Below are 22,745 nucleotides of genomic sequence, written 5' to 3'. Positions count from 1 at the left end.
TTTGCTCTATAAAGGAAACGATTGGCTCAATTGTTTATAAATGGAGAAACGAATGGATCGCTTTGATGAGGCCATATTGCGCGAACTGGAAGCCGATGGGCGGTTGTCATTCGCCGAACTGGGCGACCGCACCGGCCTATCGAAATCGCCGTGCTGGAAACGGGTGCAGGCGCTTGAGGCGGCGGGTGTCATTCGCGGCTACCGCGCCGATCTCGATCCGGCCCTGCTGGGGTTGTCGACGCTGGCCTTTGTGCAGGTGACGGTGGCCTTCGAGCGCCATGAAGCGTTCGAGCAGGCGGTGGCGGCGCATCCGTCGGTCTTGAGTTGTCATGCTACGGTCGGCGCCACCGACTACCTGATGCAGGTGATCATGCCGTCTATGGCGGCGCTGGATGATTTCCTGCGCCAGACCCTGTGGCGGTTGCCGGGCGTCGAGCGCTTCACCACCACCCTGGCCATGCGAACGATTAAGTATAACGGCCGGCTGATGGTTTGATCAGGCTTTCTTCTTCTTGCCGATCTTCGGTTCTTCGCCCTTGAGCAGGCGGCGGATGTTTTCATGGTGGCGGATATAGATCAGCACCGCCATGAACAGCGCCATGCCGAGAAACGGGTAGGGCGCCATATGCAGCAAAAAGGCCAGCGGCACGACCAAAGCCGCGGCGACCAGGGCGCCGAGCGAGGATATGCGGAAGATAAACGCCGTCAGCAGCCACAGGGCCGCGGCGATCAGGCCCATTGGCCAGCAGGCAGCGAACAGCGTACCGAAAAAGGTGGCTACGCCCTTGCCGCCCTTGAATTTCAGCCACATCGGGAACAGATGGCCGAGGAAGGCCGCGGCCCCGGCCAGCGCCATGGCGGTCTGGCGAGTCTGGATATCGGCTTTCAGCAGCAGGACAAAGGCCAGGCCCACCGCCAGCGCGCCCTTGCCGGTGTCGCCGATAAAGGTGATTGCCGCCAGGTCCTTGCGGCCGGTGCGCAGCACGTTTGTGGCGCCGATATTGCCGGAACCCACGGTACGGATATCGATGCCCGCCGCCTTTGCCGAGATATAGCCGAACGGGATTGAACCGAGCAGATAGCCGCCGATCAGGGCAAGTGCGTAAAACAATGTATCAGGAACAGACGGCATATCAGTGCTTATCCAAGAGCAGGTTGTGTATATTCGTTTCTACTAATTAAGGCCAGAAGCCGCCGCATTGACAACTCTTCCATTAATAGTCGCAATACTTAAATTCGACTGATCCTCGTTCTGCCAAAAATAGACCACTTCACCAGGGTTGGCCACGATAACTCCATCGATATGTTCGCCATTTATCATACGTCCTTTATGACCAATTATGCGCTCTACTTGGTCCATGGTCATATTGGGGTGAATTTGTCGAAACTTAGAATAAGTCACAACATCATGGTGCCCACAGGAGGTTAGCAGCAAAAGAAAAACAAATGCGATCCCTGTAAATCCAAGACTTTTCATGAATGTTTCGTCCGCAAAAAAAGTTATAGCTCGCTAGGTGCCTGCAATTTACCGACTCTTTTTTGCGTGTCCTCTATGGAGTTTAAAGGGGGAGCAAAAAACGAAGCTGTATCAGCTCTCGTAGACGATACGGCCGTCGATGAGCGTTTTCAGCACCTTGCCCTGCAAGGTGCGGTTTTCAAAGGGTGAGTTCTTCGATTTCGACAGGATGTCCTTTTCGCGCAACGCGAACGGCGCGTCGATATCGACCAGGATCAGGTCGGCCGGCGCGCCCTTGGCGATACGGCCGGCATCCAGGCCCAGCAGTTGCGCCGGGTTTTGCGTCACGGTGCGCAGCAGGTCGATCAGCGGGATGTCGTTCTCGTGGTGCAGGCCGATCAGCGCCGCCAGCAGGGTTTGCAGACCGAGCGCGCCTGGCGTCGCTTCGGAGAACGGCAGGCGCTTGTGCTCCGCCGGCTCCGGCGAGTGGTTGGAGACGATGACATCGACCAGCCCGGTCGAGACGGCGTCGATCAGAGCCAGGCGGTCGCGCTCGGCGCGCAGGGGCGGATCGAGGCGGAAGAAGGTGCGGTAGTCGCCGATGTCGATCTCATTGAACATCAGGTGATTGATCGAGGCCGAGGCGAAGACCTCCAGCCCCTTGGCCTTGGCGCGTTCGAGGGAGCCCAGCGCCTCACGGGTCGAGATCAGATCGACCAGAAAGCGCGCGCCGGTCATTTCGGCCAGACCTAAGTCGCGCTCGATCATGATGCGTTCGGCGAGCGGCGAAACGCCGGAAAGCCCCATGCGCGCGGCCATTTCGCCGGAAGTGGCCACGGCGCCTTCGGAAAGCCACGGCTCCTTCGGGCGATGGGCGATCAGAGCATTGAAACCGCCGGCATAGTTCAGCACACGGCTGAAAATCTTGGAATTGACGATCGGCTGGTCGGCATTGGTAAAGTAAAGCGCGCCGGCCTCGGCCATCAGGCCGATTTCCGCCATCTGCTTGCCTTCCAGCTTCTTGGTGGCGGCGCCGGCGGGATAGACGTGGACCAGTTCGATATCGCGCGCCCGGCGCAGGATGAAGTCAGCCATGGCCGGTTCGTCGATGCACGGATCGGTATCCGGCTGGACGACGAAGGAGGTCACGCCCCCGGCGGCAGCGGCCAGGCTGGCGGATTTCAGCGTTTCAGCGGGTTCGTGGCCGGGCTCGCCGGTCTTGACGCGCATGTCGATCAGGCCGGGCAGGATGGCGTTTTCGTCGCAATCTATGATGCGGATGCCGGCGGGCAGGGCAGGCGTGCCGTGACCCAGGGTGACGTCTGTGATCACGCCATCGGCGACGATGACCGAGCCGGGGCCGTCATATTCGGTGGCCGGATCGATGATACGAGCGTTGACGAAAGCAATGGCGGGAGAGTCTTTGGTCATCATTGGCACCCAGATTCATTTTCGCCCACCCCGTTTACGGGGAGGGGGGACCATCGCTTGCGATGGTGGGCGGTGGAATGGCCCCTTCCGTCATTTGCTTCGCAAATGCCACCTCCCCCATAAATGGGGGAGGCGGAAATAAACATATATCCGCTCATCGATCGTTCTCCAGACGGGCGGCGAGGGAGGCCAGAACCGCCATACGGGCGGCGACGCCCATTTCGACCTGATCCTGAATAAGGGAGACCGACAGGTCGTCGGCGATTTCCGAGTCGATCTCGATACCGCGGTTCATCGGGCCGGGGTGCATGACCTTCACATTCTTCGCGGCCACGGCCAGCTTTTCGCGGTCGAGACCAAAGAAGCGGTAATATTCGCGGGCCGAAGGGATAAAGGCGCCGTCCATGCGCTCCAGCTGGAGGCGTAGCATCATCACCACATCGGCGCCGGCAATGCCTTCGCGCATGTCGTGATAGACCTCGGTGCCCCACTGGTCAGCATCGCCCGGAATGAGCGTCGGCGGGCCCACCAGCCGCACATTGGCGCCCATGGCGTTGAGCAGGATGACATTGGAACGCGCCACGCGGGAGTGGGTGACGTCACCACAGATGGCGATGGTCAGGCCGTCGACGTGTCCGAAGGCGCGGCGGATCGACAGCATGTCGAGCAGGGCCTGGGTCGGGTGCTGGTGCTGGCCGTCGCCGGCATTGACCACCGAACAACCAACCTTTTGCGCCAGCAGGGCCGCAGCACCCGAGGCCGAATGGCGCACCACCAGCAGGTCGGGCTTCATGGCGTTGAGCGTGACGGCCGTATCGATCAGGGTTTCGCCCTTGGCGACTGAAGAGGTCTTCATGCTCATATTGATGGTGTCGGCGCCGAGACGCTTGCCGGCCAGTTCAAACGAGGACTGCGTGCGGGTCGAGTTCTCGAAGAACATGTTGACCAGGGTGCGGCCGCGCAGGATATCCAGCTTCTTGGTCGATTGCCGGTTGAGATCGACAAAGACGTCCGCCAGATCGAGCAAATTGGCGATATCGGGCGGATCGAGATCCTGAGCGCCGAGGAAATGGCGCTTGGGGAAGGCGTGAAGCCGTGTCCGGATCAGGTCATTTACATCTGTCATCGTGGCGTCTTTATATGCCTGCCAAGGGACATGCTGACAGAAATGGCCGGCACGGTTGTCACTATGGCGCAGGAATGGGCTTTGCCGCGTTTTGGCGGAGAATGCCGAAAAGCACAAGTGATAAGGACGACATATTTATGGAGACACAAGCGGAAAAGGCGGCGGATTTCGCGCGCCTGCATGAGCGTGGCTGTTTCGTTATCCCCAATCCCTGGGATCGCGGGACGGCGCGGCTTCTTGCGGGGTTGGGATTCCGCGCCCTGACCACCACCAGCGCCGGCTATGCGCGCTCATTGGGTGTCAGTGATTATCAGGCCGGGCGGGATCATGTGCTGGTCCATGTCCGCGATCTGGTGACGGCGACCGACCTGCCACTGGCGGCCGATCTGGAAAACGGCTTCGGCCATGCGCCGGAGGATTGTGCGGAGACGATTCGCCTGGGCGCCGAGGCTGGTCTGGTCGGCGGCTCGATTGAGGACGCCACCGGCGACGAACGAGTGATTTATGAGATTGCCGAGGCGGCCGACCGTATTCGCGCTGCGGCCGAAGCGGCGAAGGGCCTGCCGTTCAAGTTCATGCTGGTGGCCCGGTGTGAGAACTACCTGCATGGCCGCGCTGATCTGGTGGATACCATCGCGCGCTTGCAGGCCTATCAGGAGGCCGGCGCCGATGTGCTGTATGCGCCGGGTATTTCCACCGCAGAGGAGATCGGGGAGATCTGCCGCAGCGTCGACCGGCCAGTCAATGTTCTGGGCGGAATCGGTAAGAAACCGTTGTCGGTCTGCGAACTGGCGGAACTGGGTGTTAGGCGGGTATCGCTGGGGAGTTGGCTGCATTCGGCGGCCATGACGGCCTTTGTCAATGCGGCGCAGGATGAGTCGTTTGGTTATATCGCGGAGTTGATCGGCGGCAGGCAAATGGATCAGTGGATGAAAGAGGGGGCGGGATGACTATTTAAAATCTCCCCCTCTTGGAGGGGGAGCTGACGAAAATCATGAAATGATTTTTGGTAGAGGGGGTAAATCTTTGCAGGTCATACCCCTCCGTCGCGGACTACGCCGCGCCACCTCCACTCCAAGAGGGGAGGATCTTGTCGTTATACCAAATGAAACAGCCACAGCAGCAAGGGCATGGTGACTGCACTCAAGGTGGTCGTCAGGGCAACAATACCCGCCATCAGGGTCGCATCACCGCCCATATGACGCGCCTGGACATAGGCCGCTGCTGCGCAAGGGGCCGCGCCGCAGGCCAGGGCAATGCCCTGCGCCATGCGGTCTCCGCCCAGCGCATAGCAGATCGACCAGGCCAGGATCGGCATAATCAGAATCTTGAACAGCGACACCAGACCGACCAGCACCGGCCGCCGCCACACATAGCCGAAGCTCAGGCCCGCGCCGGCAAGGATCAGGCCGGTCGGGATGGCGGCCTCGCCCAGCATGTTCAGCGCCTTTTCAGCGAAGGTAATATCTGGCACCTGAAGGAAGTTGAGGAACAGCCCGATCAGGCAGGAGGCGAAGATCGGATTGGTCAGCAGGGTCTTGACGAACCACAGGGGCGTGCGGTCGGGCGTACCGCCTTCCGGTTCACCCCAGCGCGCCAGCACCAGTATGCTGATCATGTTGCTGGCGGGAATCAGCGCGCTGATCGCCACGGCGGACAGGCTGTTGGCGTCCGGTCCGAAGATCGATGCCGCCACCGGCACGAAAACAAAGGAATTGAAGCGGATCAGGCCCTGGAAGACACTGGTGAAGGTCGGACCGGACAGTTTCAGGAACGGCTTGAGCGCAAAGCCGAAGGCAGCGCCGATAACCACCGACCCGGCCACGCCGATGGTGATCGGGCCAGTCGAGAAGCCGGAAAGATTGGCGTGCCAGATGGCCGGAACCAGAAAGCCGGGATAGAGTACATAGATGGCGAACTTCTCGATCGGCGGCCAGACATTGAGCGGCAGGAAGCCGGATTTCTTCAGGCCGTAGCCGAGCGCGATCAGGAGGAAGACGGGGACGATGCCGTTGAGGATGGTGATTGAGGTCATGTGGCAGCTTGTGTAAGAAAGCAAGAAACCCCACCACCACATCTCACCGCTTCGCGGTTCGTGCGGTCCCCCTCCCCGGCAAAGCCGGGGAGGTATAATATTTCTTGTACCTCCCCACCTTGGGTGGGGAGGGGGACCATCGAGCAAAGCGAAGATGGTGGTGGGGTTTCTTGCTTGATAACCCTACCCACCCGCCGCGTCTTTCGAACCTTCGTTCCGAAGCCGGTCCAATGCCCCCTGCAATATATACGCGGCGGCGAAGCGATCGATAACCTCGGCGCGTTTGGCGCGGGTCAGGTCGGCTTCCTCGATCAGGAAGCGGTTCATGACGCTTGACGACCAGCGCTCGTCCCAAAAAGCGATCGGCATGTCCCGCAAGCGCAGGATATTGCGGGCAAAGGCACGGCAGGACTGACAGCGCGGCCCTTCGGTGCCGTCCATATTCACCGGCAGGCCAATTACCAGGCCATCGGCCTCGCGCAGGGCCATCAGCTTGAACAGGCGCTCGGCTTCCAGGGTGAATTTTGATTTTTTAATCAATTCCAGCGGCGAGGCGATGGTCAGGGAAATGTCGGACACGGCGACGCCGATGGTCTTTTCGCCTAAGTCCAGCCCCAGCAGGGCGCGGCGCGGCGCCAGTGCGCCGGCCAGTTCGGTAATGTCGATAACGGCCATGGCCTGCTTTGGCGTTTATAACGGGGGGAGTCAATCCCGGTTCGATGGTTACTGTTGAAATGGTTTCCGCGCGCAAATATTCGACTGAATTTGAATATTAAATCTACGTAATAAATTACCGCAATGTAATTAATGAAATTCATGTAATACATTGATCCGATTTAATAATATTAATGTTTCAATTTCATTTTGACGAGCGTAGATGTCTCTCCAGTTCTTCTGAGTATTCATTCATCATCTGCTTAAATCGCAAAAGGAAATTCATCATGTCCCGTTCAATCTTCATCGCCGCCGCCCTCTCTTTTGCCGCCCTGGCCGCCGGCGCCGCCAATGCCCAGGAACGCCAGGCCGCTCAGGTCCATGTCTCCGCCAAACATGTCGACTTCAACAATGCTCGCGAAACCCGCGGCTTCTATGCCAAGCTCAATGCGGCTGCCCAGCAGGTCTGCACCAGCGAGGTTTCCGATCCGATGACCAACATGGCCGACGCCGCCTGCGAACGCGAAGCCGTCTCTGATGCCGTCAAGCAGATCGATGCTCCGCAACTGAGCGCCCTCCACGGTCATGCGGATCAAGCCGTCGCCTATGCCGAGCGCAACACCGGATCGCGTCACAACTAAGGGGGCAGAAGGGAGTTATTGCCATGTTACGTATTGCTTTGACGCTGGCCCTCCTGTCGGGCCTGACCGCTGCGCCGGCCGCTTTCGCCCAGGAACCGGGCACCACCAAGGTCGATGTCACGTTCCCGACGCACCAGCTTGAGGATCCGGCCGAGGCGAAAGCCGTCTATGCCCGGCTTTATAAAGTGGTCCAGTATGCTTGCCAGACCGAAGGCGGTGAAGGGCCGTCCTGGCGGATCGCCGATGATCGCGCCTGTGAGGATGAGGCCATGCAGGGCGCCTTGCAGCAACTGAACAAGCCTGAACTGACAGCGCTTTATACGCCGGGCGCGCCCCAGATGGCCTTGGCGGACATTACGCAGAGGAAACATTGATGTTTCTTGTGTAATCGTTTCTTTGAGCGCGTATTTTGTTAATATAATTATTATAATTAAAGCGTCATTTTACCTGTTGTTTCATTTGATATTTTAATCATCAGGTATGATTTTAATAAATGTCAAAAAATTCACAATAATTGTGTTTCCATTTACTGTGAATGCGCGTAAACCGCGTGCATTCACAGTTGCGTATCCACTAAAATTGGAGAGGAAAAGATCATGCGTAGATCGATGTTTTATGCTGCCTTGCTTTCCGCCGCCGCCATGACGACAGGAAGTGCGTATGCGCAGACCCTTGTCACCGCACAACGGACCGTTTCCGCCAGGGAGGTGAATTTTCAGGACGTAAAGCAGGTCCGGTTCTTCTATGCCAAGCTCACCGCGGCCGCCTATGATGTCTGTGCCAGCGAATTCTATGATCCGCTGACTCAGATGGCAGACAAGGCGTGCCAGGACGAGGCGGTAAATTCCGCCGTAAGCCAGGTGGACAAGCCTTTGCTTAACAGTGTGAGCAAGCGGCCCCGCGTTGAACTGATCGCGCGGAATACAAGCAGCGGTGACAGGCCGGCGCTTCTCGTTTCCGGGCTTGATAAGTAAGGCAGGCGTGGACAGCCTGGAGTGGTGACGGGCACAGGAGGGGCTTTTGAACGCGGCCCCTCTTGCCAAATCCATCCTCAGCCTTTAACCGGACTGCCTTAGAGAATTAAGGAGTCTGGTCATGGCCATTGATGTGGCAACCGTCAAGAAAGTGGCGTCGCTCTCCCGCCTGCGGAAAAGCGACGAGCGCCTGCAATCGCTCGCGGGAGAACTGAATGGTATTCTCGGCTGGATCGAGCAGTTGAACGAGGTCGATGTCAGCGGCGTCGAGCCGATGACCACGGCCATCGAAATGCCGCAGCCGATGCGCGAGGACGTTGTCACCGATGGTGACAAGGTGCGCGAAATTGTTGCCAACGCCCCGAAGACCGTCGACGGCTTCTTCATCGTGCCGAAGGTGGTTGAATAGATATGAGTGATTTGACGAAACTGACGCTGAAGGCCGCGATCGATGGCCTGAAGGCGAAGACCTTTTCTTCCACTGAACTGACCAACGCCTTCATCGGCGCCATCGAGACCGCCAATCCGGCGCTCAATGCCTATGTCGAGACGACCTTTGATAAGGCCCGCGCGCAGGCCGCCGCGTCCGATGCGAAGCTGGCAAAAGGCGAGGGGGGGGCGTTGGAAGGCGCGCCGCTGGGCATCAAGGATCTCTACTGCACGGCTGGCGTCCGCACCACGGCCTGTTCGGGCATCCTGGAAAACTTCGTGCCGACTTATGAATCGACCGTAACGCAGAACCTGTGGGATCAGGGCGCCGTCATGCTCGGCAAGCTGAACATGGATGAGTTCGCCATGGGCTCCTCGAACGAAACCTCGAAATGGGGCAATGTCGTCAATCCGTGGAAGTCGCGCGGCTCCAATGCTGAACTGACGCCGGGCGGTTCTTCGGGTGGTTCGGCCGCGGCCGTTGCCGCCGATCTCTGCCTGGCCGCCACGGCCTCCGATACCGGCGGATCGATCCGCCAGCCCGCCGCCTTTACCGGCACGGTCGGGATCAAGCCGACCTATGGCCGCTGCTCGCGCTATGGCATGGTGGCCTTTGCCTCGTCGCTGGACCAGGCCGGCCCGATCACCAAGACGGTGGAAGATGCCGCGATCATGCTACAGGCCATGTGTTCGCACGATGTCAAGGATTCGACCTCGCTTGATCTGGCCATCCCCGATTTCTCGTCCTTCATCGGCAAGTCAGTGAAGGGGCTGCGCATCGGTATCCCCGACGAATATCGTCTCGACGGCATCCCGGCCGAGATTGATGCGCTTTGGGAGCAGGGCATTGCGTGGCTGAAGGACGCCGGGGCCGAGATTGTCCGCATTTCCCTGCCGCACACAAAGTACGCCCTGCCGTGCTACTATATCATCGCCCCGGCAGAAGCATCGTCCAACCTGGCCCGCTATGACGGTATGCGCTTCGGCCATCGCGCCGAGGGTGTGACGTCGCTGACAGATACCTACGAACTGTCGCGTTCGGAAGGCTTCGGCAAGGAGGTCAAGCGCCGCATCATGATCGGCACCTATGTGCTGTCGGCCGGGTTCTATGATGCCTACTATGTCAAGGCGCTCAAGGTCCGCCGCCGTATTGCCGAGGATTTCACAAAGGCGTTTCAGGCTTGCGACGTGATCCTGACGCCGGCCACGCCATCCGCCGCCTTTGAACTGGGTGACCAGGCCAAGGCCGCCGATCCAGTGCAGATGTATCTGAACGATGTCTTTACCGTCACCACCAACCTGGCGGGTTTGCCGGGCCTGTCGGTGCCGGCGGGGCTGGATAGCCAGGGCCTGCCGCTCGGCCTCCAGGTCATCGGCAAGGCCCTTGACGAAGGTACGGTGTTGAACATCGCCTCGGTGCTGGAAAGGGCCGCTGGTTTCTCGGCCAAACCGTCAAAGTGGTGGTAGCGAAAAACAGCTTATCTTGATACGCTGCCTCCTCATGGCGGCCGGTCATTTAAAGCCTCCCGCCGGATTGCGGGAGGCTTTTTGATGTTCGGGCGTCTGGTGATGGGGATGATGCTGGTGGCGGGCGCCGCCCAGGCGCAGACGGCTGTTCCGCCGGCGCCTGTCCCGCAGTCGTCAAAGCAGGAACTGGAGGAATTCGCCAAGGGGTGCGCGGCGGTTTACCTGATGGCGGCAGATACGGCCAAAGGCGATGACCTCAGCCAGGCCATGGTGCGAGGCGCCAGCACCGTTGATTATTACCGGCAATCGACGGGTTTGACGGCGGAACAGGTTAATCAGGCCATCACCGATATGCGCGACAGGCTGACGGAACGGCTGGCCCGCAATCCACAACCCAGTCTGAAGGAATTGCGGGCCAATTGTGATGCCGCCTTTTCAAGAGCAGGCGGCTGACCGGTCTGATATATTGCCTTGCGCATGGCGGTGCCCTAACTTGTGAGTCGGGCGCGATGCCCTTTAGGAGCGGGTGAATCCCGGCGTGATAAGATGAACAGGATCAGGACGGGATGCGTAGTGTTGGCAATGGTATTGCTGAGCGCCACGGCCACCGGAGCGCAGGAGACACCGGCGCCGATCAAGCCGGATTCGGCTGCCCCTAATGATTCACCCAGCGATGCGCCCAGTGACGCCGATATCGCCAATATGGCCCTGGTGTGCGTGGCGACCTATGACCTGGTGCTGGCCGTAAAGCCCACAGGTCCGCTGGCGGATGATGCCGCCGATGCCCGCGACCTGGCACGGTCCATCTATATCGAAGCCAGCCAGAGCGATGAGGCCACGGCTGATGATGATATCGCGCGGGTCGATAAGGCACTGGCTGCCGCCATTTCCAGCGGCCAAGGCAATCTCGATGAATATCATTCGACCTGCGACAGCCTGCTGATGGACGATGACCAGGATAGCGCCGATACCGGCGCGATTTCCTGATCATTTCTGATTAGCGTGCCGCTTGCGGCGCCAGCCAGACATCGGCGGTTTCGACGACCGGATAGACATTCATGCCTTCGGCGCCCGGCGGTATGACGGCGATCTGGTCCGGCGTCGGCAGCTTTTCCAGTTGGCTGGCCACGGCCACACCACTGCCGATCAGGGTGGTAGCGAAGACGGCCAGGCTTACGGTCAACGCATTTACAAACGCCGGTTTGCGAATGACGGGCGGGTTCCAGTAAATCGAATAGGTGCCGGGATGGGTTGCGTCCAACATGTTTAATCTCGTGCCATAGATATGTAAGGCTCCGCCTCGCCTTGTCTTGAGCAAGATTAACCGTCTGGCTGTAAGAATTCAGTGCGCCCTCGATTTTCGGGAAATAGGCGGCCGGTCAGGGCAGCGGCTTGCCGTTTCCTTTCATCTTCTTTCCCCGCCCTGACGGTTCCCTTAAGCCGCATTTAGTTGAATCTGTATCTAAAGCTTGTGTTCGCCGCGCTTTTGGGCACTATCGGCAAAAATGCCAGGTACTGGGACCGGAGAATGCCATGACAACCCCCGCCGCCACACATCCGAAGGAAATTACCGTTCGCGGGATTATCCTCGGTGTGCTGATCACCCTGATCTTCACCGCCGCTCAGGTCTATCTCGGCCTCAAGGTCGGTCTGACCTTCGCCACTTCGATTCCGGCGGCGGTGATCTCCATGGCCCTGCTGCGGTTCGCCAAAACGGCTACCATCCAGGAAAACAATATCGTCCAGACCATTGCTTCGGCGGCGGGCACCCTGGCCTCGGTGATCTTCGTCCTGCCGGGCCTGATCATCATCGGCTGGTGGAAGGACGTGCCGTTCTTCATCACCTTCGGCGCCTGCGCCATCGGCGGTGTTCTGGGGGTGATGTACACCATGCCGCTGCGTCGGGCCCTGGTGTCGCAATCTACCCTGCCCTATCCGGAAGGCGTGGCGGCGGCGGAAGTGCTGCGCGTCGGCACCTCGTCGCGCGAGGGCGCGGCGGAAGGCTCGGCCGGCCTGTGGGCGGTGATTCTTGGCTCCGTCACCTCGGCGCTTTACGCGGCGGGGGCGGCGTCCAAATTCCTGGCGGCGGAAATTTCAAGCTATTTCAAGGTCGGTAAGACCACGGGTGTTTCCGGCATGGCCGGCTCTTCGTCGCTGGCGCTTGTCGGCGCCGGGCACCTGATGGGGATCACGGTCGGCATCGCCATGTTCTTCGGCCTGTTCCTCGCCTGGGGCGTCGGCGTACCGGTGCTTTCCACCTATCAGATCGACAGCTTCTGGCCGCTGCACCTCGTGGCGGCGCATCCGGACCCGGCGCTTTCGGTGGCCGCTTATGCCGAACAGGTGCGGGCGGACCAGATTCGCTTTATCGGGGCCGGCGCCATCGGCATGGCCGCCATCTGGACCATCGGCAAGCTGATCGTGCCGGTGTGGGGCGGACTGATGTCGGCGCTGGAAGCCGGCCGCGCCCGCAAGGCCGGCACAATGGATCTGCCGCGCTCCGAGCATGACCTGCCGGTGTGGATCGTCGGTCTCGTCATCATGCTCTCCATGGTGCCGGCGGGCTGGCTGCTGTTCGGTTTCCTCTCCGGTGGGCCGTTGACAGACCTGGCCCTGCCGCTGGTGATCGCCGGTGTGCTTTACATCATCGTGGCCGGCCTGCTGGCGGCGGCGGTCTGCGGCTATATGGCCGGCCTGATCGGTTCCTCCAACTCACCGGTTTCCGGCATCGCCATCCTGACCGTATTGGGCGCCGCCGTCATCATCGGCATGATCGGTTACAGGTTCACCGGCCCGAATGTGGAAACCGCGCTGATCGCCTTCACCCTGATGGTGACGACCGTGGTGCTGGCCGTGGCCGTGATCGGCAATGACAATCTTCAGGATCTGAAAACCGGCCAACTGGTCGACGCCACGCCGTGGAAGCAGCAGGTGGGCCTGATCATCGGCGTGTTGGCCGGCGCCTGCGTCGTGCCGGTGGTGCTGAACCTGCTCAATAATGTCTGGGGCTTTCCCGGCGACCCGAATTTCCACGCTATCGATGTGGCCGGCGGCACGCTCAATGCGCCGCAGGCCGTGCTGATCTCGACCCTGGCTAAGGGCGCCATCGGCGGCCATCTGCCACTCGGCTATCTCGGCATCGGTTGCGTGGTCGGCATCCTGCTGATCGCCATTGACGAAGGTTTGCGCCTGTCCTCGGCCGGCAAGTTCAGCCTGCCGCCGCTGGGCGTCGGCCTGGCCATCTACCTGCCGGCCTCGGTGACGGCGCCGGTAGTGGTCGGTGCGGTGGCCGGCTGGATTTTTGTCAAGCTGATTGCCCGGATGAAAACCAAGGACATCGCCGATCGCCTGGGCGTGCTGGTGGCTTCGGGCTTTATAGTCGGCGAAAGCCTGTTCAATGTCGTCTATGCCGGCCTGATCGCCGGCACCAAGAACCCCGATATCATCGCCATGCCGACCCCGACGCCCGAAGCCCTCGGCATGGGGCTGGCGCTGGGCATCGGCCTGGTCATCATTGTCGCGCTCTACATCTGGTCCGCCGGACAGGCGAAGAAGATCGGCGACAGATCATAGACCACGCACGAAAATTTGCACAAAACCCGCTTTTCCCGTCACGCAAAGATCGCTAAAACCACGCCATGAGCAATGTAGCCGACCGCCCCGTCATCAACCCCATTCCGGCCGATGGCATCACCTATTTTCTGCATCCGCATCCGCGTTCGCCTTTTTCGGAGGCCGTCCAGGTGGGGCAGGTTCTTTACCTGTCCGCCATGATCGGGCTCGATGAAAACGGCAAGCTGGCTGAAGGCTTCGAGAACGAAGTCAGGTTCATCATGAGCAATACGGCGGATATCCTGAAGAAATACGGCCTGGGGCTGGAGCATATCTTCAAGGCCACGGTCATGCTGACCGACATCACCAAGTGGGGCGATTTCAACCGACTCTACAAGCCCTATTTCCACCCGGCGCAACTGCCGGTGCGGACGGCATTTGGCGTCACCAACCTGGCCTATGACGCCACGGTCGAGATCGAATTCTGGGCCCATGTGCCGGTAAGTACAGAGGTCTAAGCGCAAGTCCGTCAATTATTAAATTACAGGCGGATACGTGTTTAACGACATAAATAATTTTTTTTATCGCAATATTGTGGTCAGATATAAAGAATATCAGGATCACCGCGACAAAATGGAGTTCGGCAATTACAACCACACTGTGGTTGCGTTGGAGCTTGCCGAAACCTTGTTTCATTTTCGTGAGCAGTTGGACGGTCAAATTAGACCTTCATGGAAGCAAGTATATAGCGTCTGCCCCGATTATCGACTTATTACTAATGCCGCAAACGCTTTCAAGCATGGTCAATTAGACCATCCAGATGCTATCGGCCTGCCGCTTATTTCAAAAAGCGCGCAAATTGTCGAAATGACAGTGTCGACTTTCTTTACCGACGAAAGTGGTGAATACTCAAATAACGAAAAAGCTATATACGCAAATTGCACCGATGGAATTGAGAGGAACTTTGATCAAGCCCTAGCAAATGTCATGAACTATTGGCTGCAGTTTATGCGGGATATAGGTGAAAAGGACTTTGGTGTTAGAGTCGTACCAGATGAGCCAGGTTCCGTTATATTACTAGGGAAGAAGCAAGTGCTAGGCTGGATTTAAATATAACCGCAGGGCTTGCCTTCAGTGCCAATTTCAAAGCACTTCGATATGACTCAGCATTGGGATATGCGAAACCAATTGATTTAACTGGGTGCAGCCTACGTTGGGAAATTTGGAAGCCCGCTGCATCTTCGACCTGACAGTGACGTCTCCAGACGGACGAACCTCAACTACAGTATCGTTTGAGTTAACAGACGAAGAGGCCGTAGAGCATACTTTGATAAAAGATGAAGCTAAGATGGCCGCTTTCGAGCAGAAGGTATTTGATGCCCACCGAGATGAGATATTTCAAAAGCTCAAAACGACCACTTGGGTTGCAAAAAACGATAACACGTCTGATGATAAATCTTAAAAGCGCAAAGCATTACCCCACCATCTTCTTCACAAACGCCGCATAGCCGTCCATCCAGCCTTGCAGGAATCTGTGCGTACCCTCGTTGAAGTCTCCGTTCTCCGTAAAGAAGTCGTCTTTCACCGTCAGGTAGATTTCCGGGCCGGAAAAGACCGTGACCCCAACCCCACCCATGACCGTGCGCAGATGTGACTGCATGACCGCGGTGCCTATGGCGCCGGGCGTGGCGCCGAACAGGCCGCCGGGTTTGTTGCCCCAGCCGTTGTGACCATTGGGTTTCGAGGCGATATCGATGGCATTTTTCAGCACACCGGGAACCGAGCGGTTATATTCCGGCGAGACAAACAGAAACGCCTGGGCTGTTGCAATCTGCTGGCGGAATGACGCCACGGCCGGCGGCGGTGCGGCTTCGAAGTCGGCATTATAAAGCGGCAGGTCGCCGATCTCGACGAAGGTGAAGGCCAGACCCGGCGCGTTCAGCCGTGTCACGGCCTGGGCCACCTTGCGATTGATCGAGTCCCTGCGCAGGCTGCCGACGATAACGGCGACGGAAATATCACTCATAGGTGTCTCCCTGAAATTAGGCCAGACGCTGCTTGAGGAAAGCCAGAACTAGAATCTCCTCCGGCGTCAGTTGTTCATACTGCGCCTGAAGCGTCTTGTCGATTTCGCCGGTGATCTGTTCGATCAGGCTGCCATTCAGATAGGCGTCGATGATCTGCGGATGAATGTAGGACTTGCGGCAAACGGTCGGCGTGTTGCCAAGCTTTTTCGCCACATGCTCGATGGCGGCGACCACATTCTTTTTCGCCTGCGCCTGGGTATCGTACTCCGCATAGTCCTGCAGGGCCATGGCGGCCAGAACCGTGCCGGTCCAGGTGCGGAAATCCTTGGCGGTAAAGGCCTCGCCGGTGATGGATTTCAGATAGGCATTGACATCGCCGGAGGTGACATCGCGCACCACGCCGCTATCATCGATATATTTGAACAGTTCCTGGCCGTCGATTTCGGCGCAGGCCCGCACCACACGGGCAATGCGGCGATCGGTCAGTTTCAGGTTCCATGCCTTGCCGGACTTGCCCGAGAACTGGAAGCGGATGGTGTGGCCGCTGACATCTACATGCTGATGGCGCAAGGTGGTCAGGCCATAGGACTTGTTGTGTTTGGCATATTCGCCGTTGCCGACACGGATTAGGGTTTTTTCGAGCAGGGTGACGACGGTGGCCAGCACCTTGTCGCGCGTCAGGCCGCGCTGCGACATGTGCTCGGCGGTGACGGCGCGGAGCTTCGGCAGGAACTCACCAAAGGCCAGGATATGGCTGAATTTCGAGCTGTCCCTGAGGGTGCGCCAATCGGGATGGTAACGATACTGCTTGCGGCCCCTGGCATCGAGCCCGGTGGCCTGGATATGGCCATTCGCATGGGGGCAGATCCAGACCTTCGTATAGGCCGGCGGAATAGCCAGCTTGCGGATGCGGGCAATGACCGCCTCGTCGCGGACGCGCTCGCCCCTGGTATCGAAGAAATGGAAATGCTTGCCGTATCGCTTGCGCGTAAAGCCGGGTTTGGCGTCCGTGACATAACGCAGGCCCTGCGACCGGGCCTGGGCTTCGCAGTCGGTAAAATCAATATCGAGGAGGGTGGCGGTTTTCATGCCCTTAGGCTGCGACGCCCAACCAGCGGAAAGCGATTGGAAGATGCGCGGAATTTAATAGGTGCGGCGTAAATCCCGTGGCATGGTATCGGCCAGCCGGGGCCATTTTTCAGGAGTCACATCATGACCAAAGCCGATATGCCGCAGGCGAGCGATTTCAAACCGGAAGTCCTGAAACTGTTCGATAAGTATGTGCATGGCCTGATCGACCGGCGCACCTTCCTTAATCGCAGCGCCCGCTATACGGCTGGCGCCGCCGGGGCTGCGGCAACGCTTGCGGCCCTGGCGCCCGATTTCGCCCGCGCCCAGCAGGTGAAACCGGATGACGCGCGTATCAGGACGGACTGGGTCGAGATCGCCTCGCCCAAGGGTTACGGCACAATCAAAGCCTATGTGACGCGCCCGGCAGATGCCGCAAAGCCCCTGCCGGTGGTGCTGGTGGCGCACGAGAACCGCGGCCTGAATCCGCATATCGAGGACATCGCCCGTCGTCTGGCCCTGGAGAATTTCATTGCCGTTGCGCCCGATGCCCTGACGCCGCTCGGCGGCTATCCAGGTGATGAGGACAAGGCGCGCGAAGCCTTCGCCAAGCTTGACCAGGCGAAGACGCGCGAAGATTTCGTGGCGGCGGCGGGATATGCGCTGAAAGTTGAGGGCGGCAATGGCTCGCTGGGTACGGTCGGCTTCTGTTATGGCGGGGGCATCGCCAACCTGCTGGCCACCTGTATTCCCGAACTGAAGGCGGCCGTGCCATTTTATGGCGCACCGCCACCGCTGGAGGCCGTGCCCGATATCAAGGCGGAATTACTGCTTAATTTTGCCGGCAATGACGATCGCGTGAATGCGCAGTGGCCGGCCTATGAGGCGGCGCTCAAGGCGGCCGCCATCCGCTACCATGCCTTTGTCTATCCCGGCGTTGAACACGGCTTCAACAACGACACCACGCCGCGCTTCAATGCGGAGGCGGCGAAACTGGCCTGGATGCGGACGCTGGAACTTTTCAACCGGACGCTCCGAGCCTGATCACTTCTTTACGGGCGTTCCCGGTTTTCCTCCTGCGATTCTTACCCCGGTGAGGATAGGTTGGGCGGACACAAAGGAGCGTTCTCATGGCCTTGCGTCCCTACTGGAGCGGCACAATCCGCCTGTCGCTGGTCTCCCTGCCGGTCAATATGTACCTGGCGGTCAATCGCCAGCGCACCATCGCCTTTCATGAAATCTACAAGCCGACCGGCGAGCGCGTTCACCACGCCCTGATGGCCGGCGACAAACAGGTCGATCGCGATGACCTGGTGAAGGGCTACGAGGTCGAGAAGGGCGAATATGTCCTGATCGAGCCGGAAGAGATCAAGGAACTGAAAATCCCCTCCAGCAAGGTGCTCGATATTGCCGAGTTTGTCGGGGTGGATGAAATCGATGACGTCTATATCGAAACGCCCTATTTCATCGCACCCGATGGCAAGGGGAATGACCTGACCTTTTCGGTGATCCGCGATGCCCTGCGCGCGGCGAAGAAGGTGGCGGTGGGGCAACTGGCGATCGGTGGCCGCGAACGCCTGTGCCGCATCCGGCCCTTCGGCAGCGGCATGGTGCTGGAGACCCTGCGCTATGAAGAGGAACTGCGCGAGGAAGACCCGTATTTTGACGAGATCCGCGATCGCAAGCCGGACAGCGAGGAGGTCGAACTGGCGCAGGAACTGATCAAACGCAAGACGAAGCGTTTCGATGCCGGCCAGTTCCATGACCATTACCGCGAGGCGCTTCAGGAACTGATCAATGCCCGCATCGAGCATCGTGAACCGCGCGAGGTGATGGAGGATAAACCGACCGCCAGGGTGATCAACCTGATGGATGCTCTGCGCCAGTCTTTACGCGAAAAGGACGGTGACGAACCGGCTGTTGAGAAAGAGAAGCCGGCCCGCAAGGCGCCGGTCAGGTCACGCACGCGCAAGGCCACGCCGCCGAAATCGGATAAGCCGAAAAAGGCCCCGGCCAGAAAGGCGGGTTAGATGGCTGACAATCTGGAAAAATATCGCCAGAAGCGCGATTTCAAGGTCACCGCCGAGCCGGAAGGCATCGTCAGGAAAACATCCGGTCATCGCTACCTGATCCAGAAACACGCGGCGTCGCGGCTGCATTATGACTTCCGCCTCGAACTGGATGGTACTCTGAAATCGTGGGCGGTGACCAGGGGGCCGAGTCTAGATCCGGCCGATAAGCGCCTGGCGGTCGAGGTCGAGGACCATCCGGTCGATTATGGCCGCTTCGAGGGCACGATTCCGCAAGGCCATTATGGCGGCGGCACGGTCATGCTGTGGGACGAAGGCGACTGGGAGCCAATTGGCGACCCGCATGAGGGTCTGAAAAAGGGCGATTTCAAATTCCGTCTGAATGGCAAACGCCTGCAGGGCGAATGGGTGCTGGTGCGGATGAAGCCGCGCCCGCAGGATAAGGGCCGCAATAACTGGCTGCTGATCAAGCATCATGATGGCCGCGAGGTCGAGGGCGACGACGACCATATCCTGACCGACAACATGACCAGTATTGTGAGTGGACGGACGATGGAGGAAATCGCTGCCGGCGAGGGCGGCGGCAAGGTGTGGAAATCCAGCCATGCCGAAAAGACCGCGCCGACAAAAAAGGCGGGCAAGACGCCAGCGCTCAAATTTATCGAACCCGAACTGGCCACCCTGGCCGACACCATCCCGACCGGCAAGAACTGGCTGCACGAGGTCAAGTTCGACGGCTATCGCACCTTCGCCTATATCGAGGATGGCAGCGTGCGGATGATGACGCGCAAGGGACTGGACTGGACGCCGAAGTTCCAGGCCCTGGCCGATCGGCTGGAGGGCCTGGGTGTGAAATCCGCCATTATCGACGGCGAGATCGTGGCGCTGAATGCTGAGGGGCGGTCGAGTTTCACGGCGCTGAAGAATACGCTTTCCGCCGGCAAAAGCGCCGACCTGCAATATTATGTTTTCGACCTGCTGTATCTCGATGGCGAGGATTTGCGCGGCCTGCCTTTGCTGGAGCGCAAGGCGCGGCTGGCGGGTTTGCTGAAGGGCAAGGACTTTGCCGGCCGCATCAATTTCAGTGAGCATTTCTTCGAGGCCGACAAAGGATTCCTCAACAAGATCTGCGACATGGAAATGGAAGGGCTGATCTGCAAGCGCGCCGATGCGCCCTATACCAGCGGCCGGGCGAAATCATGGCTGAAGGTCAAGTGCCACAAGCGTCAGGAATTCGTCATCGGCGGCTTTTCCGAACCGACCCATGCCGAGCGCGGCATCGGCGCCATTCTGCTGGGCTATTACGAGGAGGAAAAGTTCATCTATGCCGGCAAGTGCGGGACCGGTTTCGACCGTGATACCTCGGTCGCTCTGCGCAAGGCGCTGGACAAGCTGGAAGTGACAAAAAGCCAGTATGACGACAAGTTACCGGCCGACGCGCGGCGCGGCGCGCAATATGTGACGCCGAAACTGGTGTGCGAGATCGAATTCACCGAATGGACCGATGATGGACGGCTGCGTCATCCGTCTTTTCAGGGCCTGCGTGAAGACAAGCCGGCGGAAGAGGTGGGGCGCGATCGCGCATTGCATGTTACAAAGGAGGTCATGGAAGCCGATCCGCCCCTCGCACCGAAGACGAAGTCCAAATCGGCCGAAGCCGAAGTGGCGGGCATACGCATTTCGCATCCGAATCGGGTCATCTTTCCGGCCCTTGGCGTGACCAAGCTGCAACTGGCAGAATATTACGACAGAATCGCCGACCGGATGCTGCCCTATATCATTAACCGGCCGATCTCGATGCTGCGCTGCCCGGAAGGGCTAAGTCCTGAAAACAAGGCGGAGACCTGTTTCTTCCAACGCCATCTCGGTAAAGGTGAGATGAAGCACATCTACGATACCGGCGTGAAGGTAAAGGGCCGTGACGAGGACTATATTATGATCAGGGACCGCGCCGGCCTGATCACCATGATCCAGTGGGGCGTTATCGAAATCCATCCGTGGGGCGCCATGGCCGACGCGCCCGACAAGCCTAACCAGATCATTTTCGATCTCGATCCCGATCCGGAAACACCGTGGGATAATGTCATCGAAGGCGTGCGCGAGGTGAAGACTCGGCTGGATGAATTCGGCCTGAAAGCCTTCCTGAAAACCACCGGCGGCAAGGGGCTGCATGTGGTGGTGCCTCTGACGCCGAAATATACCTGGGCCACGGTCAAACCCTTCACCCGCGCCATTGCGCAGTCCATGGCGCATGATTATCCGGATCGCTATATCGCCATGGCCAGCAAGGCGGCGCGCAAGGGCAAGATTTTCGTCGACTACCTCCGAAATGACCTGACTGCCACCGCCGTGGCGCCCTATTCGGTCAGGGCGCGCGAAGCCGCCGGCGTGGCAACGCCGCTGTTCTGGGATGAGTTGTCGGTAAAACTGAAGCCGTCGGGCTATAATATCGGCACCATAGCCGAACGTCTGGCGCAGTTGAAAAGCGATCCGTGGGCTGATTTCCTGACCACCAGACAGACGATCAGTGAAGATATCCTGACCGCACTCCGGATCGATATTCACAATTAACGCGCTTTCCCGGCCATAACCTGCGATAAGGTGGCACGCCATTCAGGCGAATTAGGAAAACGACCATGGCCAAGGGACAAAAGAAGAGCACTAAGGAAATCCGCAAGCCGAAAAAGGCCGTCGTAAAAATCGAAACCGTCTCGGCCGGTTTTAACAAGGATCAGCGCAACACGCTGGACAATATCAAGAAGTCTTGATGTGGCGGGGCAAAAGCTGTTAAGCGGGTTTCCGAAATGGAGACCTGTGACGTGACCACTGCTGAAGCCCTCGAAAAAATTTATGAATCGCTCGCTAACGACAACGTCGAACTGGATGCGGCTATCAAGGATTTGAAAGCGGCGCTGGCGGCCGAGGGCCTGAAGGAAGCCGTTGTGGAACCGACCCGCCTGGCGCAGAACAACCGCCAGGGCCGCAAGCTGATGCAATCCTATTTCAAGAAAAAAGGCGTCACGGTCACTTTCGCCGCGTGATTTTGTCCGCATGGACATGGCCGCGCCATGCTAACGGCGTTATTATGATATGTGCTTCCCCATATCCCTGCGGAAACGCACGCTATAGTCATACAAAACCTTGCTTCCAATGCAATCCTGGGCAAGAGTGACGCCCGTCTGGTGACTTTGGCGGTGCTTTCGGCTCGTGACAGGCGAATTTGCCGGGGCAACGATAAAAGGGTCGATAAGGGTAGGTGTCCATGAAATATCTTTCGCATACATTGATGGCCGTTTCGGCGTCGCTGATGGCGTTCGCCACCCAGGCGCACGCCCAGATGGTGCCGCAGGGTTCCTCGCCGATCTCCAATGCGCTGGATTGGATACAGGGAACGCTGATGGGCAAGGTGGCGACCACCGTGGCCGTCATCGCTGTGGCTGCCGTCGGCTTCATGATGCTGACCGGCCGGATGAACTGGCGTTTCGGCGCCACGGTCATTGTCGGCTGCTTCATCCTTTTCGGCGCCGCCACGATTGTCGGCGGCATCCAGGCTGTCGCCAACTAGAATGTCTGACCTCATCAAGTCACCCGTATTCAAGGCGCTGACCCAGCCGCAGATGTTTGCTGGCGTTACCTACAGCTATTTCATTATCAATGCGGTGGTGACGACCGAAGCCTTCCTGATCACGCGCTCCTTCTGGGCCTTCGCCGTGGCGCTGGTTGTCCATGTGGTGGGCTATCTTTTTTGCCTACGTGAGCCGCGCATCTTCGATCTGTGGCTGACTAGTGTGTCGCGTTGCCCGCGTGTCCGGAACTACCGGTTCTGGCGTTGTAATTCCTATCATCCGTAAAGAA

General features: G+C 58.9%; 28 protein-coding genes. 19 read left to right on the top strand and 9 right to left on the bottom strand.

All coding sequences use genetic code 11. The features are described from left to right. The first annotated feature begins 52 nt into the window (after positions 1-52). A complete protein-coding gene (locus BLO49_RS15405) occupies positions 53-496 on the top strand; it encodes an Lrp/AsnC family transcriptional regulator (protein WP_090650394.1) in 444 nt (147 codons plus the stop codon). On the opposite strand, the gene plsY is transcribed toward BLO49_RS15405, so the two are convergent. The 4 genes from plsY to BLO49_RS15390 form a co-directional block, all read right to left on the bottom strand. Further along, complete coding sequence (gene plsY / locus BLO49_RS15400; RefSeq protein WP_090650231.1) at positions 497-1,132, bottom strand: glycerol-3-phosphate 1-O-acyltransferase PlsY; 636 nt, start codon at positions 1,130-1,132, stop codon at positions 497-499. Positions 1,133-1,174: 42 nt separating this feature from the next. Continuing rightward, complete coding sequence (locus tag BLO49_RS18235) at positions 1,175-1,477, bottom strand: hypothetical protein (RefSeq protein ID WP_139159712.1); 303 nt, start codon at positions 1,475-1,477, stop codon at positions 1,175-1,177. 111 nt (positions 1,478-1,588) lie between these two features. Further along, positions 1,589-2,887, bottom strand: a complete 1,299-nt coding sequence (pyrC, locus tag BLO49_RS15395; protein WP_090650393.1) for a dihydroorotase — start codon at positions 2,885-2,887, stop codon at positions 1,589-1,591. 154 nt (positions 2,888-3,041) lie between these two features. After that, the gene (locus BLO49_RS15390; protein ID WP_090650229.1) at positions 3,042-4,013 is read right to left on the bottom strand and encodes an aspartate carbamoyltransferase catalytic subunit; all 972 of its coding nucleotides are present in this window, start codon (positions 4,011-4,013) and stop codon (positions 3,042-3,044) included. Between the two features lie 137 nt (positions 4,014-4,150). Between BLO49_RS15390 and BLO49_RS15385 the strand changes: the two genes are divergently transcribed. After that, entirely contained in the window at positions 4,151-4,963 is an 813-nt protein-coding gene (locus tag BLO49_RS15385; RefSeq protein ID WP_090650228.1) for an isocitrate lyase/PEP mutase family protein, read from the top strand. A gap of 146 nt (positions 4,964-5,109) precedes the next feature. On the opposite strand, the gene BLO49_RS15380 is transcribed toward BLO49_RS15385, so the two are convergent. Further along, positions 5,110-6,048 (bottom strand): AEC family transporter, encoded by a 939-nt coding sequence (locus BLO49_RS15380; protein WP_090650226.1) that lies wholly within the window; start codon positions 6,046-6,048, stop codon positions 5,110-5,112. Between the two features lie 183 nt (positions 6,049-6,231). Beyond that, positions 6,232-6,723, bottom strand: a complete 492-nt coding sequence (gene ruvX, locus BLO49_RS15375) for a Holliday junction resolvase RuvX (protein ID WP_090650225.1) — start codon at positions 6,721-6,723, stop codon at positions 6,232-6,234. 266 nt (positions 6,724-6,989) lie between these two features. Between ruvX and BLO49_RS15370 the strand changes: the two genes are divergently transcribed. The 7 genes from BLO49_RS15370 to BLO49_RS15340 all read left to right on the top strand — a co-directional run bounded on the left by BLO49_RS15370 (position 6,990) and on the right by BLO49_RS15340 (position 11,200). Then, a complete protein-coding gene (locus tag BLO49_RS15370; protein ID WP_170828357.1) occupies positions 6,990-7,343 on the top strand; it encodes a UrcA family protein in 354 nt (117 codons plus the stop codon). Positions 7,344-7,366: 23 nt separating this feature from the next. Beyond that, positions 7,367-7,717, top strand: a complete 351-nt coding sequence (locus BLO49_RS15365) for a UrcA family protein (protein ID WP_090650222.1) — start codon at positions 7,367-7,369, stop codon at positions 7,715-7,717. A gap of 234 nt (positions 7,718-7,951) precedes the next feature. Then, the gene (locus BLO49_RS15360; protein ID WP_170828356.1) at positions 7,952-8,317 is read left to right on the top strand and encodes a UrcA family protein; all 366 of its coding nucleotides are present in this window, start codon (positions 7,952-7,954) and stop codon (positions 8,315-8,317) included. A 121-nt stretch (positions 8,318-8,438) separates the two neighbouring features. Beyond that, complete coding sequence (gene gatC / locus BLO49_RS15355) at positions 8,439-8,726, top strand: Asp-tRNA(Asn)/Glu-tRNA(Gln) amidotransferase subunit GatC (protein WP_090650219.1); 288 nt, start codon at positions 8,439-8,441, stop codon at positions 8,724-8,726. A 2-nt stretch (positions 8,727-8,728) separates the two neighbouring features. After that, positions 8,729-10,213 (top strand): Asp-tRNA(Asn)/Glu-tRNA(Gln) amidotransferase subunit GatA, encoded by a 1,485-nt coding sequence (gene gatA / locus BLO49_RS15350; RefSeq protein ID WP_090650217.1) that lies wholly within the window; start codon positions 8,729-8,731, stop codon positions 10,211-10,213. Between the two features lie 84 nt (positions 10,214-10,297). Next, positions 10,298-10,666: a hypothetical protein gene (locus BLO49_RS15345; protein WP_090650215.1), complete on the top strand. Its 369-nt coding sequence runs from the start codon at positions 10,298-10,300 to the stop codon at positions 10,664-10,666. A gap of 93 nt (positions 10,667-10,759) precedes the next feature. Then, positions 10,760-11,200, top strand: a complete 441-nt coding sequence (locus BLO49_RS15340) for a hypothetical protein (RefSeq protein ID WP_139159711.1) — start codon at positions 10,760-10,762, stop codon at positions 11,198-11,200. Between the two features lie 10 nt (positions 11,201-11,210). Here BLO49_RS15340 and BLO49_RS15335 read toward each other — a convergent pair whose 3' ends face one another. Beyond that, complete coding sequence (locus tag BLO49_RS15335; RefSeq protein ID WP_090650212.1) at positions 11,211-11,477, bottom strand: hypothetical protein; 267 nt, start codon at positions 11,475-11,477, stop codon at positions 11,211-11,213. Between the two features lie 269 nt (positions 11,478-11,746). Between BLO49_RS15335 and BLO49_RS15330 the strand changes: the two genes are divergently transcribed. The 3 genes from BLO49_RS15330 to BLO49_RS15320 all read left to right on the top strand — a co-directional run bounded on the left by BLO49_RS15330 (position 11,747) and on the right by BLO49_RS15320 (position 14,875). After that, positions 11,747-13,786, top strand: coding sequence for an OPT family oligopeptide transporter (locus BLO49_RS15330; protein ID WP_090650211.1), 2,040 nt, complete (start codon positions 11,747-11,749; stop codon positions 13,784-13,786). A gap of 65 nt (positions 13,787-13,851) precedes the next feature. Beyond that, positions 13,852-14,283 carry a RidA family protein gene (locus BLO49_RS15325; protein ID WP_090650209.1) on the top strand — a complete coding sequence of 144 codons (432 nt, stop codon included), beginning with the start codon at positions 13,852-13,854 and terminating at the stop codon, positions 14,281-14,283. Positions 14,284-14,320: 37 nt separating this feature from the next. Continuing rightward, positions 14,321-14,875, top strand: coding sequence for a hypothetical protein (locus BLO49_RS15320; RefSeq protein WP_090650208.1), 555 nt, complete (start codon positions 14,321-14,323; stop codon positions 14,873-14,875). Between the two features lie 364 nt (positions 14,876-15,239). Here BLO49_RS15320 and BLO49_RS15310 read toward each other — a convergent pair whose 3' ends face one another. Together BLO49_RS15310 and BLO49_RS15305 are read right to left on the bottom strand one after the other, a co-directional pair. Beyond that, entirely contained in the window at positions 15,240-15,791 is a 552-nt protein-coding gene (locus tag BLO49_RS15310) for an NADPH-dependent FMN reductase (protein ID WP_090650204.1), read from the bottom strand. 16 nt (positions 15,792-15,807) lie between these two features. After that, entirely contained in the window at positions 15,808-16,881 is a 1,074-nt protein-coding gene (locus tag BLO49_RS15305; protein ID WP_139159710.1) for a DNA topoisomerase IB, read from the bottom strand. Between the two features lie 123 nt (positions 16,882-17,004). Here BLO49_RS15305 and BLO49_RS15300 point away from each other — a divergent pair, with 123 nt between their 5' ends. The 7 genes from BLO49_RS15300 (at position 17,005) to BLO49_RS15275 (ending at position 22,741) form a co-directional block, all read left to right on the top strand. Continuing rightward, entirely contained in the window at positions 17,005-17,904 is a 900-nt protein-coding gene (locus BLO49_RS15300; protein WP_090650203.1) for a dienelactone hydrolase family protein, read from the top strand. A gap of 86 nt (positions 17,905-17,990) precedes the next feature. After that, entirely contained in the window at positions 17,991-18,890 is a 900-nt protein-coding gene (gene ku, locus BLO49_RS15295; protein WP_090650201.1) for a non-homologous end joining protein Ku, read from the top strand. After that, the gene (gene ligD, locus BLO49_RS15290; RefSeq protein WP_090650199.1) at positions 18,891-21,461 is read left to right on the top strand and encodes a DNA ligase D; all 2,571 of its coding nucleotides are present in this window, start codon (positions 18,891-18,893) and stop codon (positions 21,459-21,461) included. A 65-nt stretch (positions 21,462-21,526) separates the two neighbouring features. Then, positions 21,527-21,658, top strand: a complete 132-nt coding sequence (locus tag BLO49_RS18685) for a hypothetical protein (protein WP_281187280.1) — start codon at positions 21,527-21,529, stop codon at positions 21,656-21,658. Between the two features lie 51 nt (positions 21,659-21,709). After that, the gene (locus tag BLO49_RS15285; RefSeq protein ID WP_245679061.1) at positions 21,710-21,931 is read left to right on the top strand and encodes a hypothetical protein; all 222 of its coding nucleotides are present in this window, start codon (positions 21,710-21,712) and stop codon (positions 21,929-21,931) included. A gap of 221 nt (positions 21,932-22,152) precedes the next feature. After that, positions 22,153-22,455: a TrbC/VirB2 family type IV secretion system protein gene (locus tag BLO49_RS15280; RefSeq protein WP_090650196.1), complete on the top strand. Its 303-nt coding sequence runs from the start codon at positions 22,153-22,155 to the stop codon at positions 22,453-22,455. 1 nt (position 22,456) lies between these two features. After that, complete coding sequence (locus tag BLO49_RS15275) at positions 22,457-22,741, top strand: VirB3 family type IV secretion system protein (RefSeq protein WP_090650194.1); 285 nt, start codon at positions 22,457-22,459, stop codon at positions 22,739-22,741. Positions 22,742-22,745 lie beyond the last annotated feature (4 nt).

It is taken from the genome of Asticcacaulis taihuensis (assembly GCF_900100255.1).
In the GTDB taxonomy this organism is placed as follows: Bacteria; Pseudomonadota; Alphaproteobacteria; order Caulobacterales; family Caulobacteraceae; genus Asticcacaulis; species Asticcacaulis taihuensis.
Note: the sequence above shows the minus strand (reverse complement) of the source record. Positions and strands in the feature narration are given on the sequence as shown.